14 protein-coding genes are annotated in these 16,723 nt (G+C 61.6%); 7 read left to right on the top strand and 7 right to left on the bottom strand.

All coding sequences use genetic code 11. The annotated features are described in order from the left end of the window. Nucleotides 1-435, bottom strand: coding sequence for a rhodanese-like domain-containing protein (locus tag AC3IT6_RS11095; protein ID WP_489355462.1), 435 nt, complete (start codon nt 433-435; stop codon nt 1-3). Nucleotides 436-536: 101 nt separating this feature from the next. On the opposite strand from AC3IT6_RS11095, the gene ftrA reads away from it, so the two are divergent. Continuing rightward, nucleotides 537-1,511 (top strand): transcriptional regulator FtrA, encoded by a 975-nt coding sequence (gene ftrA / locus AC3IT6_RS11090; protein WP_489355460.1) that lies wholly within the window; start codon nt 537-539, stop codon nt 1,509-1,511. Between the two features lie 117 nt (nt 1,512-1,628). Here ftrA and cobF read toward each other — a convergent pair whose 3' ends face one another. Next, on the bottom strand, nt 1,629-2,384 hold the full coding sequence (gene cobF / locus AC3IT6_RS11085) for a precorrin-6A synthase (deacetylating) (protein ID WP_489355458.1): 756 nt from the start codon (nt 2,382-2,384) through the stop codon (nt 1,629-1,631). Beyond that, nucleotides 2,384-2,956, bottom strand: a complete 573-nt coding sequence (locus AC3IT6_RS11080) for a histidine phosphatase family protein (RefSeq protein WP_150752945.1) — start codon at nt 2,954-2,956, stop codon at nt 2,384-2,386. Before AC3IT6_RS11080 ends, cobF begins: the two co-directional genes overlap by 1 nt. Before the next feature lie 563 nt (nt 2,957-3,519). On the opposite strand from AC3IT6_RS11080, the gene AC3IT6_RS11075 reads away from it, so the two are divergent. The 3 genes from AC3IT6_RS11075 (at nt 3,520) to AC3IT6_RS11065 (ending at nt 6,632) form a co-directional block, all read left to right on the top strand. Further along, nucleotides 3,520-4,536 carry an arginine N-succinyltransferase gene (locus AC3IT6_RS11075; protein WP_489355455.1) on the top strand — a complete coding sequence of 339 codons (1,017 nt, stop codon included), beginning with the start codon at nt 3,520-3,522 and terminating at the stop codon, nt 4,534-4,536. Nucleotides 4,537-4,585: 49 nt separating this feature from the next. Beyond that, on the top strand, nt 4,586-5,620 hold the full coding sequence (gene astA, locus AC3IT6_RS11070; RefSeq protein WP_489355453.1) for an arginine N-succinyltransferase: 1,035 nt from the start codon (nt 4,586-4,588) through the stop codon (nt 5,618-5,620). Between the two features lie 142 nt (nt 5,621-5,762). After that, the gene (locus tag AC3IT6_RS11065) at nt 5,763-6,632 is read left to right on the top strand and encodes an isocitrate lyase/PEP mutase family protein (protein ID WP_489355451.1); all 870 of its coding nucleotides are present in this window, start codon (nt 5,763-5,765) and stop codon (nt 6,630-6,632) included. A 211-nt stretch (nt 6,633-6,843) separates the two neighbouring features. Here AC3IT6_RS11065 and AC3IT6_RS11060 read toward each other — a convergent pair whose 3' ends face one another. After that, nucleotides 6,844-7,917, bottom strand: a complete 1,074-nt coding sequence (locus tag AC3IT6_RS11060) for a diguanylate cyclase (RefSeq protein WP_489355449.1) — start codon at nt 7,915-7,917, stop codon at nt 6,844-6,846. Nucleotides 7,918-8,115: 198 nt separating this feature from the next. Between AC3IT6_RS11060 and AC3IT6_RS11055 the strand changes: the two genes are divergently transcribed. The 3 genes from AC3IT6_RS11055 to hglS all read left to right on the top strand — a co-directional run bounded on the left by AC3IT6_RS11055 (nt 8,116) and on the right by hglS (nt 12,126). Beyond that, on the top strand, nt 8,116-9,570 hold the full coding sequence (locus tag AC3IT6_RS11055; protein WP_489355447.1) for a flavin-containing monooxygenase: 1,455 nt from the start codon (nt 8,116-8,118) through the stop codon (nt 9,568-9,570). Nucleotides 9,571-9,592: 22 nt separating this feature from the next. Further along, a complete protein-coding gene (locus AC3IT6_RS11050) occupies nt 9,593-10,549 on the top strand; it encodes an alpha/beta fold hydrolase (RefSeq protein ID WP_489355445.1) in 957 nt (318 codons plus the stop codon). A 170-nt stretch (nt 10,550-10,719) separates the two neighbouring features. After that, entirely contained in the window at nt 10,720-12,126 is a 1,407-nt protein-coding gene (hglS, locus tag AC3IT6_RS11045) for a 2-oxoadipate dioxygenase/decarboxylase HglS (protein WP_489355443.1), read from the top strand. A 350-nt stretch (nt 12,127-12,476) separates the two neighbouring features. Here the strand turns inward: hglS and AC3IT6_RS11040 are convergent, their stop codons facing one another. The 3 genes from AC3IT6_RS11040 to AC3IT6_RS11030 all read right to left on the bottom strand — a co-directional run bounded on the left by AC3IT6_RS11040 (nt 12,477) and on the right by AC3IT6_RS11030 (nt 16,722). Further along, a complete protein-coding gene (locus AC3IT6_RS11040) occupies nt 12,477-13,055 on the bottom strand; it encodes a hypothetical protein (RefSeq protein ID WP_489355441.1) in 579 nt (192 codons plus the stop codon). A 132-nt stretch (nt 13,056-13,187) separates the two neighbouring features. Beyond that, nucleotides 13,188-14,261 (bottom strand): lipocalin-like domain-containing protein, encoded by a 1,074-nt coding sequence (locus AC3IT6_RS11035; protein ID WP_489355438.1) that lies wholly within the window; start codon nt 14,259-14,261, stop codon nt 13,188-13,190. Continuing rightward, the gene (locus AC3IT6_RS11030) at nt 14,251-16,722 is read right to left on the bottom strand and encodes an ABC transporter permease (protein WP_489355436.1); all 2,472 of its coding nucleotides are present in this window, start codon (nt 16,720-16,722) and stop codon (nt 14,251-14,253) included. The genes AC3IT6_RS11035 and AC3IT6_RS11030 overlap by 11 nt, the downstream gene beginning before the upstream one ends. Nucleotide 16,723 lies beyond the last annotated feature (1 nt).

The following is a 16,723-nucleotide window of genomic DNA, read 5'->3' as shown; positions in this document are numbered from 1 at the left end:
TCAGCATTCGCAACCGACCACGCTGCTGGTTTGCCGCTGCACCCCGACACTCAACTCAAACCCCTCATCCAGCCAACCGGTCACGCCGCCGATCATCTCCTTGACCGGATAACCCAGGGCCGCCAGTTTCACCGCCGCCTTGTTGGCACCGTTGCAGTGAGGCCCGGCGCAATAGACCACAAACAGGCTGCTTTTCGGATAACCCGCCAAACCTTCGGCGCTCAGCAGGCGCCCGGGAATGTTGATCGCTCCCGGTACATGCCCGTGTTCGAACGCCAGCGGGCCACGAACATCCACCAGAATGAAATCGACTTCGCCAGCCTGCTGGCTGCCGTGGACGTCGGAACAATCGGTTTCGAACGTCAGACGGTTGCTGAAATGCATCAGGGCGATGGCCGAGGGGGCGGCGGGAATTTCGCGAACCAGGCTGGTCATGGGCTGTACTCCAAAGAAGCGGTGGGTGTGGGAAGACTTTATCCGCCAGCCACTTGCGGCTACAGTGGCGCACAAGACACTCACCGGGAACTTTCCGCCAAATGCACCCCACCCCAGGAATGGTCGCGATTCTGGCCTACGACGGCCTGTGCACGTTCGAGTTCGGCATTGCCGTGGAGATCTTCGGCCTGCCACGGCCTGAATTCGATTTTCCGTGGTACGAGCATCGCATCGTCGCGGTCGATCAAGGCCCGATGCGTGCCATGGGCGGCATCCAGGTGCTGGCCGATGGCGGCATGGAATTGCTCGCCGATGCCCGCACCATCATCATTCCCGGCTGGCGCGACCGCAGCGCCGCAGTGCCCGCCGAGCTGATCGCCGCCCTGCGTCAGGCCCATGCGCGGGGCGCGCGGTTGCTGTCGATCTGCTCCGGTGTATTCGTCCTCGCCGCCACCGGGTTGCTCGACGGCCACGGTGCGACCACGCACTGGCGCTACACCTCGGAACTGGCCGAGCGGTTTCCCGGCATCCTGGTGGACCCGGACGTGCTGTATGTCGATTCCGGCCAGTTGATCACCTCCGCCGGCAGCGCCGCAGGCATCGATGCCTGCCTGCACCTGGTGGCGCGGGATTTCGGCACCCAGGTGGCCAACTCCGTGGCCCGGCGCCTGGTCATGTCGCCGCAACGCAGCGGTGGCCAGGCGCAATTCATTCCGACGCCGGTCAGCCCTACACCACGCAGCGATCTTTCCCGCGTCATGCAGTGGGCGCGTGAGCGTTTGCACGAACCACTGGAGGTGCGCGACCTGGCCAGCGAAGCCGCCATGAGCGAACGCACCTTCCTGCGTCGCTTTACTGAAGCCAGTGGCCAGTCACCGAAAACCTGGTTGCAGCATGAACGACTGGGCCGCGCCCGCGAACTGCTGGAAAGCAGCGACCAGAACACCGAGCAGATAGCCGAACGTTGTGGTTATCGCTCGGTGGAAAGCTTTCGGGTGGCGTTCCGCACGGTGGTTGGCGTACCGCCTTCGGTGTATCGGGAGCGGTTTGGGCGTGGGGGCGATGCTGGTTTTTGAGGTGTTCTCAAGGACCTCTTCGCGGGCAAGCCCGCTCCCACACAGATAGTGTGAACACTGGAGATTCACTGTGGGAGCGGGCTTGCTCGCGAAGGCGTCAGCCCGGTCACCCACTGATCAAGGCTTGCGCAACAGATAGGTATCCATGATCCAGCCATTGGCCAGCCTTGCAGCCTTGCGCACCCGTTCGATTTCATCCGCCACATCCTTGAGCCTGCCGCTGATCAGGATTTCATCCGGCGTCCCCAAATAGGCCCCCCAGTAAATCTCGAAGTCCTGATCCACCACCTGATGGTAAGCATCCTGGGCATCGAGCATCACCACCAGGCTGTCGGCATCGCTCACCTGCCCCGCCGCCAAACGCCGGCCGGTGGTGATTTCAACGGAGCGGCCAATCTGGTTGAGCGGCACCTTGTGCCGTGCCGCCAACGCCTGGACGCTGGTAATGCCGGGGATCACCTCGAACTCGAACGCACAGGTTCCTGAAGCCTGGATCGCCAGAAGGATACGGATGGTGCTGTCGTACAGCGCCGGGTCGCCCCACACCAGAAAACCACCACACTGGCCGTCGGACAGTTCTTCATTGATCAGCCGTTCGAAGGTCTGTTGTTTGGCCAGGTTCAAGTCGTCGACACTGGTCTTGTAGTCCACCTCACCGCGCTCACGCTCAGGGCTGTGGGCTTCGACCAAACGGTAATCGTGGCCGGTGATGTAGCGTTCACAGATTTCGCGCCGCAATTCGATGAGTTTGTCTTTGCTCTCCCCCTTGTCCATGAGAAAAAAAACATCGACCTGATTCAACGCCTTCACCGCTTGCATCGTGATGTAGTCGGGGTTGCCGGCACCGATCCCGATGACCAGGAGTTTTTTCATCACAGCAAGTCCTCGGGGTCGGTGCCCGGCAAACGCAGCCGCCAGCAACCATGGAACCGCAACTCGACAGCCGACAGGGGTTCGACGTCGATCAGGCTGGACGATGCCCCCTGCAATACCTGCGTCAGCGCGGCACGGATGACAAAGGGATGGGTAATGGCCACGATGTGCCCCGGCGTCGATTGCAAGGTTGTCAACCACCCGTCCACCCGTTCCTCCAGTTGCACCAGCGACTCACCACCGTGGGGTGTCGAAGCCGGGTCCACCAACCAATACTGGAGCGCCTGGGCTTCGGTTTTTTGCAGCTCACCGATGCGCACACCGCTCCAGCGCCCGAAGTCGCAGTCCCTCAGCGCGTCGATAATCTGCGGCGAGCTGCCGAACAGTTCAGCGGTTTGCCGGGTGCGCAACTCCGGGCCACAGACAAGGCGTGGAGCGCCCTTGAACTGATTGCAACGGGAAAGCCTGAGCGCTTGCCAATCCATCTCCAGAGGCTCGTCCAATGGAAAACGCGCCAATTTCTGTGCGACGGTTCGAGCGTGACAAATCAGGGTTAAACGGGTCGCCTGCACCAGCAATCACTCTAAAGATGGAAAGGAACGACGGCGTCAGGTGACTGCCATCGCGCAATTGTGCCGCAACAAAGCAGCCCCGGGTGGTGTTTAATTTTCCTGTTTGAAACGGATCCTTCAGTCATTTCCTGCCAGGTTTTCTGTCATGGCTGACCGCAATGCAGGCAATCACCTACAAGACTTTACGACATCGGCGTAGCCCCTTGGCACAGGCACTTCGCCCCTTTTTCGGGCACGGCCAGACCACGCGAAAATTCACTAGACAGGCAGTACGCGATAATTAAATACTCCTTTCAACGGACTGTTAAAACACTTGCCACGCTCATCCAGCAGGAGCCCGGATGCCCTTTCTCGAACACCCGATCAACGCGTCTGGCCAGGCATCGCCTCCGGCCGAACCGCCAGTTCCTCGTTTAATGCGGTCCATCCCAAGAAACATCCGACAAGAAAAAGAGTGGCGCCTGACAACATTCAGACGACCACCGATTTAATGTGTGGAAAAACCGACAGTGATAGTCAGGTTCGGCTCAAACCGCCGAATCGTTTGATACAGGAGCGTCTCCATGCTGGTCTTGCGTCCAGTCGAGTTGGCCGACCTGCCCCAGTTGCAGAGGCTGGCTCGTGAAAGCCTCGTGGGCGTCACGTCCCTGCCCGACGATAGCGAACGGTTGCGCGAAAAAATCCTCGAGTCCTGTGCCTCATTCGAGAAGGACGTCGAGGCTCATGGCCCGGAAAACTATTTCTTTGTACTCGAAGACCTGACGACACAGCACCTGGTCGGCTGCTCGGAAATCCTCGCCACGGCGGGGTTCAGCGAGCCGTTCTACAGTTTGCGCAACCGGCACTTCACCAGTGCCTCGCGGGAACTGAACATCGAGCACGGCGTACCGGCCTTGTCGTTGTGTCACGACCTCAGTGGCCACACCTTGCTGCGGGGCTTCCATATCGATGCCGCGCGGGTACGCAGCGCGCATTCCGAACTGCTGTCGCGGGCGCGCCTGTTGTTCATCGCTGCCCACGCCCGGCGTTTTTCCGAAACGGTGATCACCGAGATCGTCGGCTACAGCAGTGATGAAGGCCACTCGCCATTTTGGGACGCCGTGGGCAAGCATTTCTTCGACTTGCCCTACGTCGAGGCCGAACGGCTTTGCGGCCTGCAGAGCCGCACCTTTCTCGCCGAACTGATGCCGCAGTATCCGATCTACGTGCCCATGCTGCCCCAGGCGGCACAGGACTGCATCGGCAGCATCCACCCCGACGGCCAGGAAGCCTTCGATATCCTTGAACGTGAAGGCTTCGAAACCAACAGTTACATCGATCTGTTCGATGGAGGCCCGACGCTCTATGCGCGCACCGCGGGCATTCGCTCCATCGCCCACAGCCAGTGCGGCGTAACGCAGCCTGGCCCGGTGATCGATGCCCGTGGCAGCTTTCTGGTGAGCAACGAGTCCTTGACGGATTATCGGGCCATCGTCGCCGATCTTGATTACATCGCCGGACAACCTGTGACGCTGGATGCCGCCATGTGCGAGGCGCTGAAGGTGACCGAGGGCAGCCCGATCAGGCTGATCGCCCTGTGAATGCCCGCCAGATTCAACGCCCGAGCACACGCGCACAAGGAGCAGCCGCATGATTGTCCGTCCGGTGCAGATCACCGACCTGCCCGCCCTGTTCAAGCTGGTGCGTCAGGCCGTTCCGGGGCTTACCAGCCTGCCGGCCGACGAAGAACGCCTGGCCCACCGGATTCGCTGGGCCCAACGCACCTTCGCCGGGCAGGTCGATCGGGCCGATGCCGACTACCTGTTCGTGCTCGAGGATGACGAGCAGCAAGTGCTGGGCGTCAGTGCCCTGACAGGTGCCGTCGGTCTGCGCGAGCCCTGGTACAACTACCGGGTCGGACTGACGGTCAGCGCTTCAGCGGACCTGGGAATCCAGCGCCAGATCCCGACCCTGTTCCTGAGCAATGAATTGACCGGGCAATCGGAAGTCAGCTCGTTGTACCTGCGTCCCGATCAGCGCCAGGGCAGCAACGGCCGTTTGCTTTCGCTCGGGCGTTTGTTGTTTGTAGCCGAGTTTACGCAGCTGTTCGGCAACCGGCTCATCGCCGAATTACGCGGCAGTGCCGACGAACGAGGTGGCTCGCCATTCTGGGACAGCCTCGGCCGGCACTTTTTCAAGATGGATTTCAGCTACGCCGATCACTTGTCCGGGCTGGGCAACAAATCGTTCATCGCCGAACTGATGCCGCGCCAGCCGCTGTACACCTGCCTGCTCACCGAACAGGCCCAGGCAGTGATCGGCAAGGCCCACCCGAACACCGAGCCGGCCCTGAAAATCCTCAGCGCCGAAGGGTTTGCCCACAATGGCTACATCGATATCTTCGACGGCGGACCGGTCCTTGAAGCCCCGGTTTCCGGGATCCGCACCGTGCGCGACAGTCAACCGCTGATACTGTCCATCGACTCGTCGGACGATAAAGCGCCCCTCTGGCTGATCCACAACCGCCGCCTGGAAAACTGTCGCATTACCTGCGCCCCGGCCCGACAGGTGGGCAACAGCCTGGTGGTTGATCGCCTGACCGCCAAGCGCCTGCAGCTGCAACCCGGTGACTCGGTGCGCGCCGTGCCGCTGCTTGACCAACGGCAACAGGCCGAGGCGGCGTGACCTATCAGTTCCATCGTTGCGACGTCAATCGGTCTTACCCAGCAAATTCGTCATCATTCTCCCCCGGCGCGCGTGATAGCCTTTTATTTCTTTGGCGTTGACACTTTTGCTCAAGCCCTTCCATTCCATTGGTGGAACTCATATGTCCAGGCTTTCCCATCAAGATTTGCGCCGTAATTTTCGCCAACTGTTCGCCTCCGACACCTGCTACCACACGGCCTCGGTTTTCGACCCGATGTCGGCCCGCATCGCCGCCGACCTGGGCTTCGAAGTCGGGATCCTCGGGGGTTCGGTCGCCTCGCTGCAAGTGCTGGGCGCCCCCGACTTTGCCCTGATCAGCCTCAGCGAGTTCGCTGAACAGGCCACCCGCATCGGCCGTGTCGCCCAGTTGCCGGTGATTGCCGACGCCGACCACGGCTACGGCAACGCGCTCAACGTCATGCGTACCATCGTCGAACTCGAACGTGCCGGCGTCGCTGCGCTGACCATCGAAGACACCCTGTTGCCCGCGCAGTTTGGCCGCAAATCCACCGACCTGATCACGGTCGCCGAAGGCGTCGGCAAGATCCGCGCGGCACTGGAAGCCCGCTGCGATACGGAAATGGCGATCATCGCCCGCACCCACGCCGGAATTCTGCCGGTGCAGGAAATCATCAGCCGCACCCGGCAATACCAGAGCGCCGGGGCCGACGGGATCTGCATGGTGGGTGTAAAGGACTTCGACCATCTGGAGCAGATCGCCGAGCACCTGAGCGTGCCGCTGATGCTGGTGACCTACGGCAACCCGCTGCTACGCGATGACAAGCGCCTGGCCGAACTGGGGGTGCGCGTGACCATCGACGGCCATGGCGCGTACTTCGCCGCGATCAAGGCGACCTACGACAGCCTGCGCGAGCAACGCCAGATCCTCACCCAGACCTCGGACCTGAGCGCCACCGAGCTGACGCACACCTACACGCAACCGGAGGAATACATCCGCTACGCGGAGGAGTTCATGAGCGTCAAGGAGTGACGGACTAGACCGGCTCGACGCCTTCGTCGGATCGCCGCCCGGAGCAAGCCCGCTCCCACAGGGATTCGGAGTGAATACAAGATTTGTGTTCAACAGAAATCAACTGTGGGAGCGGGCTTGCTCGCGAAGGGGCCATCACAGCCAAAATCCATGCCGCCTGACACGCCGCCTTCGCGAGCAAGCCCGCTCCCACAGGTCTTGCGCTGGACAGTCACACCGAGTCGAGCAGTTCGCGATAGGGTTTCCCGTTACCGCAACAGATCACACGATTGCGCCCGGTGGTCTTGGCTTCGTATAGCGCATGATCGGCGTCGTTGAGCCAAAGCGTCGCGTCGCCATGGGCCGGGTTGAATGACGCCAGGCCAATGCTCAGGCTGACTTTCAGCGCCGGGTTCTGCTTGTACCCCAAGGTGGCGAAGCGATCGCGCAGGGCATCCATGACGGCGGCGGCGCGGTTCAGGGGCAGGTCCGGAAGGATCACGCAAAACTCGTCGCCGCCGTAGCGCCCGGCCATATCGGCCGTTCGCAGGCTCTGCTTGAGCATTTTGCTCAACTGGCGCAGAACGATGTCGCCGGCAACATGGCCGTAGGTGTCGTTGATGGCTTTGAAATGGTCGATGTCGATCAGCGCGATCGCCCCGCCTTTTTGCTGGTGTTTGCAACGCTGGAACTCGACCTCCATCTGGTCCTTCCAGGCGCCATGGTTCAGCAGGCCCGTCAGGCTGTCGGTGCGGCTCAGTGCCAGCAGTTCACGCTTCTGACGGCCGAGGGTATGGGCCTGGCGGAAGCAGATCCAGCCCAGCGCCAGCGGATACAGGCACAGTAACGGCAAACAGGCATAGAGCTGCAACGGGCTGGTGGCAGGAATGAACGCCGGGGCGAAAATCAGCAGGCCAACGCCCACGCCCAATACTTGCGCGGCCGTCCCGGCCAGCAGGAAGCGAATGCCACCGATGGCCACGTTGTGCATGGCCATCATGGAAATGGTGGTCGCGCTGGGCAGTGGATTGAAATGCATCGCGGCAATCCAGAAGCCGCCGAGAAAGGCATCGATCAGCAGATTGCGGTGTTCAGCGTGATAAGGCTTTCTGGCCCGGCGCGCCCATTGGTAGGCCAGGTGTGGCCAGACCAGGCCATTGAACCACATGAACCCCCAGACCCAGGGCGCCGGATCGAGTGGATACATCGCCGCGCTCACGCATACCAACCCGAGGGCCACCCCCAGGATTCGCGATGTATAGAGCCTCCTGGCCAATGAATATCCCGTTCCTCCCGATTTTTCCATAGGGCCTCTGTGCCACTCGACGGAATTCGACAACAGCCTGTGCCTATGCGCTGGAGTCTATCAGGGTGAAATCAAATAGCCATCACCGACTGACGGACTGAATATCGCGACATCACGCTCGCATAAAAGCAAAAGCCTCGTCTCCAGAAACGGCTATACATGAAAGAAGGGTTGATCAATGACCATAAGAGGAGGCCCATGCAGACCTTTCAAGTATTGATCATCGGCAGCGGGTTTGGCGGCCAGTGTGCGGCAATTAATTTGCTCAAGGCCGGCATCGACGATTTGCGCCTGCTGGAGCGGCGGGATTTCTTCGGCGGCACCTGGTGCCAGAACACCTACCCCGGCGCGGCAGTCGACGTGCCCTCACCGCTGTACTCCTTGTCTTTCGCTCCGTATCGCTGGACGCAAATGTTCGCCGAACAGGCCGAATTGCACCGCTACACCCGCCACGTGGTGGAACACTTCGGCCTGCGGGACAAAGTGGAACTGGGCGCCAATGTCGAGCGCGTCGAATGGGACGACACCCACAAGCGCTGGACGCTGTACACCGCCAGCAAAGGTACATTTTGCGCGCAGTTCCTGATCAACGCGACCGGGCCGCTGAGTCAACCGGTGGTGCCGCACTTCGACGGACAGGAACGCTTTCAAGGCAAGACGTTCCACACCAACAACTGGGACCACCACTACGACTACCGACAAAAACGCGTGGCCATCGTCGGCAGCGGCGCCAGTGCGGCCCAGGTCATTCCGGCCATTGCCCCGGACGTCGGGCACTTGCATGTGTTCCAGCGCACGCCCCACTGGGTATTGCCCCGGGCTGACCGCAGCTTTGGCCGTTTCCAGCGCTGGCTGCTGGGGTTCAAGCCGGCCTACAAGCTGCTGCGCTGGGGGATCTACTGGCAATTCGAAACCCGGGTGATTGCCTTCAAGTATTCGAAGCCGGCCGTGCACATGGTCCAGCGCCAGGCCCTGCGCTTTCTCAAACGCCAAGTGCCGGACGCCGAACTGCGGCGCCAACTGACGCCGGACTACACCATCGGCTGCAAACGGGTGATTCTGTCCAGCACCTTGTACCCGGCACTGGCGCGCGACAACGTGACGCTGCACAGCCGCGAGCAAGGCATCGCGGCCATCGACGAAACCGGCATCGCGACCCTCGATGGCCAGCACATTGAGCTGGACCTGATCGTCTGGTCCACCGGCTACGACGCCACCGATGGGGTGATTTCCTACCCGGTAACGGGCAAAAACGGCACCCGTCTCAAGGAGGTCTGGGCGCAGTACCCGCGGGCCTACCTCGGCACCGCCCTGCCCGATTTCCCCAACCTGTTCATCGTCACCGGGCCGAACACCGGCATCGGCCACACCTCGGCGCTGTTCATCATCGAATCCCAGATGAATTACATCCTCGACTGCATTCGCACCTTGAAGAATCAAGGTTTACGCAGCATCGAAGTTCGCCATGAGGCGGAACGTACCTACACTGAAATGATCCACCGGGAAATGGAACGCACTGTGTGGAAATCCGGTGGTTGCCACAGCTGGTATCAAAGCAAGAGCGGTCATGTGATTGCCATGTTTCCGGGGTTCAGCTTCAGTTTTCATCGCTTGACCCGGGCGCTGAAACCCGCCGATCACATTTTGTCCTGAGCAGATACAAGGGAGACGCGTGATGCTTTTGTTGTTCGTCGTTCTCGCAGTGTTCGTCACCTGGAGCTGGCTGACCTACCCGGCCATCGGCTACTGGCTCTATGACTTGAACATGGCGGCCGAGGCCAAGTTGTACCGGCTGCACAAGATCGTCGTGCCCATCCCCGAGATGACCGTCTCGACCTGGCAAGGCGGGCCGTACGAGGCCACCAGCAGTGTACTGATGCTCCATGGCTTCAGCGCCGACAAGAACCTCTGGCTGCGTTTCGCCCGGCACTTTGTCGGCAGCCATCGGGTGATCATCCCGGACATCGCCGGCCATGGCGAAACCGGCTTCAAGGCGGGCGGCGGCTACGACATCCCGCTGCAAGCCAAGCGCATGATCCAGCTGCTGGACGTGTGCGGGGTGGAGAAAGTCCATGTCATCGGCAACTCCATGGGCGGCTACATGGCGGCCTGGCTCGCGGCCACTTACCCGGAGCGCATTGCATCCGTGGCCCTGATCGACCCGGCCGGGGTCACCTCCCCCGAACCCAGTGACCTTGAGCGGCATTTGGCCAAGGGCCACAACCCGTTTCTGATTCATTCGCGGGAAGAATTCCAGCGCTTCTACGCCATGACCATGGCTTCGCCGCCCTGGGTACCGAAACTGGTGCTCGATGCCGTCGCCCAGCGCTATGAACAATCCCGCGAGGAGCTGGAAGAAATCTTCCGCGAATTTCGCGCCAGCCCGCCGATGGAACCGCATCTGCCCGACATCACCGCCCCGGCGCTGTTGCTGTGGGGGCGCAAGGACCGGCTGATCGATGTCAGCAGCGTGGCGGTCTGGAGCAAAGGCATCGCCGACCTGCGCGTGCATATCTGGGACGCCATCGGACACATGCCCATGGTGGAAGCGCCATACGGTTCGGCGCGCCTGTATCGCGAGTTTTTGGCATCGCTGCGCTCGGAGAGCCCTCAGGATCAACGACTGCATTAGGGGGCGTTCTCAATTAGTTTCCCCGGCGCGGTAGGGAAACTAAGTGAGAACGCCCCCTAGACATGCAGTCCTTTGCAGAATGAAGTTCGTCAGAAACTTCGTTTGTCGCCGGCGCTGAAGGCTGCGATCTTTCGTCCATCCTTTACGTCACCGCGCCAGGAATCCTGTTCATGAACCACCCGAACTTCGTCAGCCCTGACCTGATCCGCCAACGCTTCTCCAAAGCGATGTCCGACATGTACCGCGAGGAAGTGCCGTTGTACGGCGAGTTGATGGAGCTGGTGGAACAGACTAACCGTCACGTGCTGGACAGCGATGGGCAAATCCTGCGGCAGCTCACCAGCACCGGCGAAATCGAGCGCCTGGACCTGGAACGTCATGGGGCGATCCGCGTCGGTACGGCCGATGAACTGGCGACCCTCGCCCGCCTGTTCGCGGTGATGGGCATGCAACCGGTGGGTTACTACGACCTGACACCGGCTGGCGTGCCGGTGCACTCCACGGCGTTTCGCGCAGTGCATGAAGCGTCGTTGCAGGTCAGCCCGTTCCGGGTGTTCACTTCGCTGTTGCGCCTGGAACTGATCGAAGACCTGGCGCTGCGCGCGTTCGCCCAGTCGATGCTCGACCAGCGCTCGATCTTCACCCCCACGGCCCTCACGCTCATCGAACGCGCCGAATCCCGGGGTGGCCTGACCGAGCAGGAAGCCCAGGCGTTCGTCGAGCAGGCACTGGAAACGTTTCGCTGGCACCACAGCGCCACCGTCACCGCCGAACAGTATCGACAGCTCAGCGCCCAGCATCGACTGATCGCCGACGTGGTGGCGTTCAAGGGCCCGCACATCAACCACCTGACGCCACGGACCCTGGACATCGACATCGTCCAGGCGCAGATGCCGGCCCATGGCATCACCCCCAAAGCGGTGATCGAAGGCCCGCCTCGCCGCCAGTGTCCGATCCTGCTGCGCCAGACCAGCTTCAAGGCCCTGGACGAGCCGATTGCCTTTACCGATCAAAGCGAGGCGCGCGGCAGCCACAGTGCCCGGTTCGGCGAGATCGAACAGCGCGGTGTCGCCCTCACGCCCAAAGGCCGCGCACTCTACGACCGCTTGCTCAATGCCGCACGGGACGAACTCAAGGACTTCCCCAACGAAGCCAACGCCGCACGCTATAACGCCCTGATGGTGCAGCATTTCAGCGAATTCCCTGACACCTGGGAAGGCATGCGCCAACAGGGCCTGGCTTACTTCCGCTACTTCGTGACGGAAAAAGGCTTGGCGGCGGGTGACCTGAAAAACGCGCCCCTGGAAGACCTGCTCAGTGACGGTTACCTGCGGGTTGAACCGCTGGTGTACGAAGATTTCCTGCCGGTCAGCGCGGCGGGGATTTTTCAGTCAAACCTGGGGGATGCGGCGCAAACCCGTTACGGCGCGCATGCCAACCAGCAAGCGTTCGAACAGGCCCTGGGGCGTTCGACGATCGATGAGTTGGGACTGTATGGGGAGAGCCAGCGGCGTTCGATCGAGCAGTGTTTCGCCACGTTGGCCGATGTTGTTCAAGTCAAAAAAAAACATGACTGAACGATTTCTCATAACTCAATAAAAAACGGGCGACCTACAGGTCGCCCGTTTTTTTATATCCAAAACTTTCAGTGCAGCAAACAAAGTGTTCGCCCAGTGCAATGGCCTCGGCAATCCATGCACTGGTAAAGAGCCCTGACACTGGGCGAACGGAAAGTATTTTAGTAGAAGCGAATTAATATGTCCGTGCCGCAAAGATGAAATTTATCGACACAATGTTTAAAAAGATGTCGATTTAAATACTATGCAACACGGCACCTCAAACTCACCGGCTCGACCATTACGAGCTGATTATTCCTATACAAAACTTGCACAAAAACAATCAGCCCGTATAGAACCATTACTCGATATCAGTGCTTGCTGGTCACCGTCAATACGTCGGTATAAACCACGTTGACGCTTTGTCCGACTTTCAAGTCCTTGAGTTTGGCCTGGACTTCAGGTCGTTTGACGTCGACGGTCTTGGACTTGCCTTCCGGGTTTTCGAAGGTCACCTGGTTTTTCTTCAGGTCGATGTGGGTGATTTTCAACTGCACTTTCACCTGGCGGTAAGCTTCGCCGCCCGGGTTGGCGCTGCCTGGCGCTGCGCGAATTTCGCCGATGGCTTCGGCGGTGCCGGGCAAACCTTTGTCGATATCGGTGTCGAGGTAGGCTGCAACGGCGCTGGTGACCGTGATGTCCACCGTATCGCCAGCCTTGAGGTTATCGAGGTTCTTCGCCTTGTCGGTCAATTGCACCGGGAACTCATTACCCTGCGGGCCTTTGAGGACCACGGAATGATTCGCGGCATCAACCGAAACGACTTTGGTGGAGATCTGATCCTCCACAACGACTTCGGACAACGGGATATCGGCGGCAACCGCGCCAAAACTGGCGGCAGACAGCAGGGTAGCGAGGGTGATGGCTTTGGTCAGTGCATGGCGTTTCATAGGCAGAACATTCCCTGTGATAGATGGCATCAGACGGCGTTGAAACCGGGCTCAACGCCATGTGTGCGAGTGAGCATAGACGCTGTTCTGCGAGTGGTCGCGCCGGGGCGGTGATTTTCCTTACGCGAGCGCCTAGTACCCGGTCATTTCCAGATAGCCCTGCCCTGCATGGCTGCCACTGAGGCGCACCGGGCCTTCCCAGTAGGGAATGCGCAAGTCCATCCAGGCCTGGGGATTGAGCGCAGTAATGGCGATATCGAGGTGTCTGGCGGGGATTTTGATCGACCAGCGAATGGGCATTGTGCGCCCGGCAACCCGGGCGGTGTCTTGCGGCGTGAGGCTGATGTCGCCGGCGTGGAGCATTTGTGTCTGGCCCCGGGCGTCGATCCAGGTGCCGGTGAGGTAAGGCTCGCCGTCCTTGTGCCGCATGCGATACAGCATCACCTGCTCACCGCTGTCCAGGTGCAGGGAAAACCAGTCCCAACCGGTCTGGTTGCTCGTCAGGGGCTGGCTGCTCCATTCGCGGTCAAGCCAGGCCGGGCCACTGACCTGAAAGGTCTTGCCATCGATGTCCAGGGTGCCGCTGGCCTGGAAAAACGGCTGGCTGTAGTAGTAAGAAGCCTGGCCCTGCTCGGATTTCTGGCTGAAGCCCCGGTCCCCCTGAAGCACCAACGGACCTGTCGAGGTCAACCGCAGCCGGTAGCTGAAACGCTGGTCGCGAGCACTGAGTAGCACGTCAGCCAACGGGTCGTCGGCCGTCGCCTGGCTGCGCAATTGCCAGTCGTCGATCCATGCATTGAACGGCGCGACGCCGACACCGGCCTGACCGACGCCGCCACGGGCGTAACGTTCGGCCGTGTGATGCACCGTCGCCGACGTCACCGCCGCATGGCCGAGCCAGATCGTCTGATTCTGCCAACCCGCCACCTCGGGGCTGGCTTTCAAGGCGCTACGGAACAAGGTCCATTGCGCGCCGAACTCATTGCCCTGATCGTCTTTCAGGTTGGCCGTGATGTACCACCATTCGATGCGAAAGCCCTCGTGGGGGCCGTGATCCGCCGGGAAGCTGAACACCCGTCCGGGCACCACCGGGGTGAACGCAGCAGCCTGGTTGCCCAGCCCGGCAAAGCCTTTTTCGACCGGAGCCGGTTGATCGCAACCGCTCGCCAGCAGCGCCAGGAGCAACACGCAGGCGTTAATCCTCATGGGCAAATGTCCGCAGCAGGTCCGCCGGTTGCGTGCGGTACAAACGGTACAACGGCCAGGCCGAGGCCAGTAACGTCGCCACCAGCGCCAGCCCCATCAATTGCACCAGTTGCCATGGAAACACCCGCAACGGCAGGCGCCAGCCAAAGGCTTGCACATTGATCACCGTGTCCAGGCACCACGCCAGGGCAATGCCCAACGGCAACGCCAGCACCAGGGTCAATAACGCCAGCAACCAGGTTTGCCCGAGGTTGAGCAACATCAAATGCCTACGCGTCACCCCCAGCGCCCACAACGGCGCCAGTTGCCCGAGACGGCTCTGACTTTGGGTCAACAGGCTGATGAACAGCGCCACCCCGGCCACGCACAGCGTCAGGCTGTTGAGCGCGGCGGTGGCGGCGAAGGTGCGTTCGAAAACCTGCGTGGACCAACCCTTGAGCCGCGCCTGATCGACGATGCGGCTGTCCTCCAGGGTAAAGCGCGCCTGCAGCGCCGTGACGAACGCCGGGATCGACGCCGGTTCGATGCGCAGGTTGAAGCGGTTCGGTGTCAGTTGCGGCCAGCCGCGCAACAGGTGGCGGATGTTCACCAGAATATGGCCCTTGGGATTGCCGTAGTCGGCGTAGATCCCGACGATCCGTGGCGACCACGGGCCGGTGGGGGTCGGCAGCGTCAGGTGATCGCCCAGTTGCACGTGCAGGCGCCGGGCCAGTTGTTCGCTGAGCATCACCGCATCGTCCTTGGCCAGTCGCTCCCAAGGGTTGTCGCCCAAGGCCTCGAGCAGCGGCCAGTGCTGGCGATAGGTCGGGTGGTCGATGATCCCGGACAGGTCCGTCGGCCAGCCCTGCAACTGGATCGAAACCTGCCAATTGGGCAGCACCGCCGCCAGTTGCGGCTGCTGGTTGAGCCAGCCGTGCAGCTCCCGGGCCTGGGCCGGGTTCTGTGGATTGAGGTAAAGCTCGGCCGTCAGCCGTTGTTCGAGCCAGTCGCTGAAGGTCTGGCGAAAGCCTGCGGTCATGCTGCCGGCACCGATGTTCGCCGCCATGGCCAACAGCAGCGCCATCAATGCCAGGCTCAGGGCCGGCAGTTGCTGGCGGCAATCGGCAACAAACCACTGGCCAAGCACCGAGCGACTGCGCTGCGAAACGAGATTGAGCAGAGAACTGAGCACCACCGGCAATGCCAGCGCGGCGCCGATCAACAGCGCCGCCATCAACACGAAGCCACTGACCAGGCTGTCACCGAAGATCAGCGCCAGCAGCGCAATCACCCCGGCCATCGCCGCCACCCCACCCTGGCGTCGCAACCAGCGGGCATGGGCCTGATGCCAGGCCTGCGGGTCAGCCAGCGCCAGCAATGGCAGACGCGCCGCCCGCAACAGGCTGTTGACCCCGGCCAGCAACGCGCCGATCAGACTCAGGCCGATACCACTGAACCACCACGACAGGCTGAGGCTCAACTGCCCCGCCACTTCGGCGCCGTACAAGCCACGCAGGCTGGCGGCGACATCCGGCAACAGCACGCCGGCCAGCAGGTATCCGCTGACCACCCCGGCCACACCGCCGATCAGGGCCAATCCAGCCAATTCGACGGCGAGACAAGCGATCAGCATCCGCGCACTCACACCGCAGGCACGCAGGGTTCGGAGCAAGCTTCGCCGTTGCTCCAGCGCCAGCCCGATGGCGGCGTGCACGATAAACAGGCCGACCACGAACGACAGCATCCCCAGGGCATCGAGGTTCAGGTGGAAGCTTTCGGTCAGGCGCGTCAGGTTGTTTTCTTCGCCGGCGCGCTTGAGTTGCAGCTGCCCCTTGAACGGCTCCGGCAGCGGTGCGGTGAAATCCTTCGGTAACAGCAGCCGCGACACTTGATCCGGCAACCCCAGCACCTGCTGGGCAAAACCGATGTCCACCAGCAGCACACCGGGCGCCATATCGGCCTGCACATGCAATGGCGGCAGTGCTGCGCCCGCCAGGCTCAGTGGCCGCTCACCCTCGCGCAAACCCAGTGCCTGCAAGGTCTGCGACGATATCCAGGTACTGCCCGGCGGGCTGAAAAAATCGACCACCTGTTCAATCGCCAGGGCCTGCCCGGCCACCGCCGCGCCCGCCGGCAGCGACACCGGATCGATGCCCATCAACTGCAAGCGCTGCTCTTCGTGCCCCTTGAGCGTGACCCGGCCTTGCAGCACCGGTGACACCGGCCACCCGGCACGGCGCAAATCGATAAACCATTGCTGGGGGAACGTGCCGCCGCCGGGCGCACCGAGACTGGCCTGAGGTTCGCCGCCGATCAACTGACTGGCGCGGGCATAGCTGTCGCGGGCCTGGCTGTTGAGTGCCTGGACGCCGGTCAACAGACCGGTGGCCAGCCACAACCCGGTGAGCACACTGAAAAACTGCACCGGATGCTGCCGCCAGTGGCTGAGCAGCGCGCGCAGGGTTTCGCTGAAAATGTGCATG

This window comes from Pseudomonas sp. KH_017, assembly GCF_057840285.1.
The sequence above is the reverse complement of the archived record's forward strand: the minus strand, read 5'-3'. Positions and strand labels throughout refer to the sequence as shown.

What these genes read in the sequence shown, in the direction of transcription:
- AC3IT6_RS11050 (WP_489355445.1), top strand. Translation starts at nt 9,593, where the DNA reads ATGCTTTTGTTGTTCGTCGTTCTCGCAGTGTTCGTCACCTGGAGCTGG.
- AC3IT6_RS11035 (WP_489355438.1), bottom strand. Translation starts at nt 14,261, where the DNA reads ATGAGGATTAACGCCTGCGTGTTGCTCCTGGCGCTGCTGGCGAGCGGT.
- ftrA (WP_489355460.1), top strand. Translation starts at nt 537, where the DNA reads ATGCACCCCACCCCAGGAATGGTCGCGATTCTGGCCTACGACGGCCTG.
- AC3IT6_RS11075 (WP_489355455.1), top strand. Translation starts at nt 3,520, where the DNA reads ATGCTGGTCTTGCGTCCAGTCGAGTTGGCCGACCTGCCCCAGTTGCAG.
- cobF (WP_489355458.1), bottom strand. Translation starts at nt 2,384, where the DNA reads ATGAAAAAACTCCTGGTCATCGGGATCGGTGCCGGCAACCCCGACTAC.
- AC3IT6_RS11095 (WP_489355462.1), bottom strand. Translation starts at nt 435, where the DNA reads ATGACCAGCCTGGTTCGCGAAATTCCCGCCGCCCCCTCGGCCATCGCC.
- AC3IT6_RS11055 (WP_489355447.1), top strand. Translation starts at nt 8,116, where the DNA reads ATGCAGACCTTTCAAGTATTGATCATCGGCAGCGGGTTTGGCGGCCAG.
- astA (WP_489355453.1), top strand. Translation starts at nt 4,586, where the DNA reads ATGATTGTCCGTCCGGTGCAGATCACCGACCTGCCCGCCCTGTTCAAG.
- AC3IT6_RS11060 (WP_489355449.1), bottom strand. Translation starts at nt 7,917, where the DNA reads ATGGAAAAATCGGGAGGAACGGGATATTCATTGGCCAGGAGGCTCTAT.
- AC3IT6_RS11040 (WP_489355441.1), bottom strand. Translation starts at nt 13,055, where the DNA reads ATGAAACGCCATGCACTGACCAAAGCCATCACCCTCGCTACCCTGCTG.
- AC3IT6_RS11030 (WP_489355436.1), bottom strand. Translation starts at nt 16,722, where the DNA reads ATGCACATTTTCAGCGAAACCCTGCGCGCGCTGCTCAGCCACTGGCGG.
- hglS (WP_489355443.1), top strand. Translation starts at nt 10,720, where the DNA reads ATGAACCACCCGAACTTCGTCAGCCCTGACCTGATCCGCCAACGCTTC.
- AC3IT6_RS11065 (WP_489355451.1), top strand. Translation starts at nt 5,763, where the DNA reads ATGTCCAGGCTTTCCCATCAAGATTTGCGCCGTAATTTTCGCCAACTG.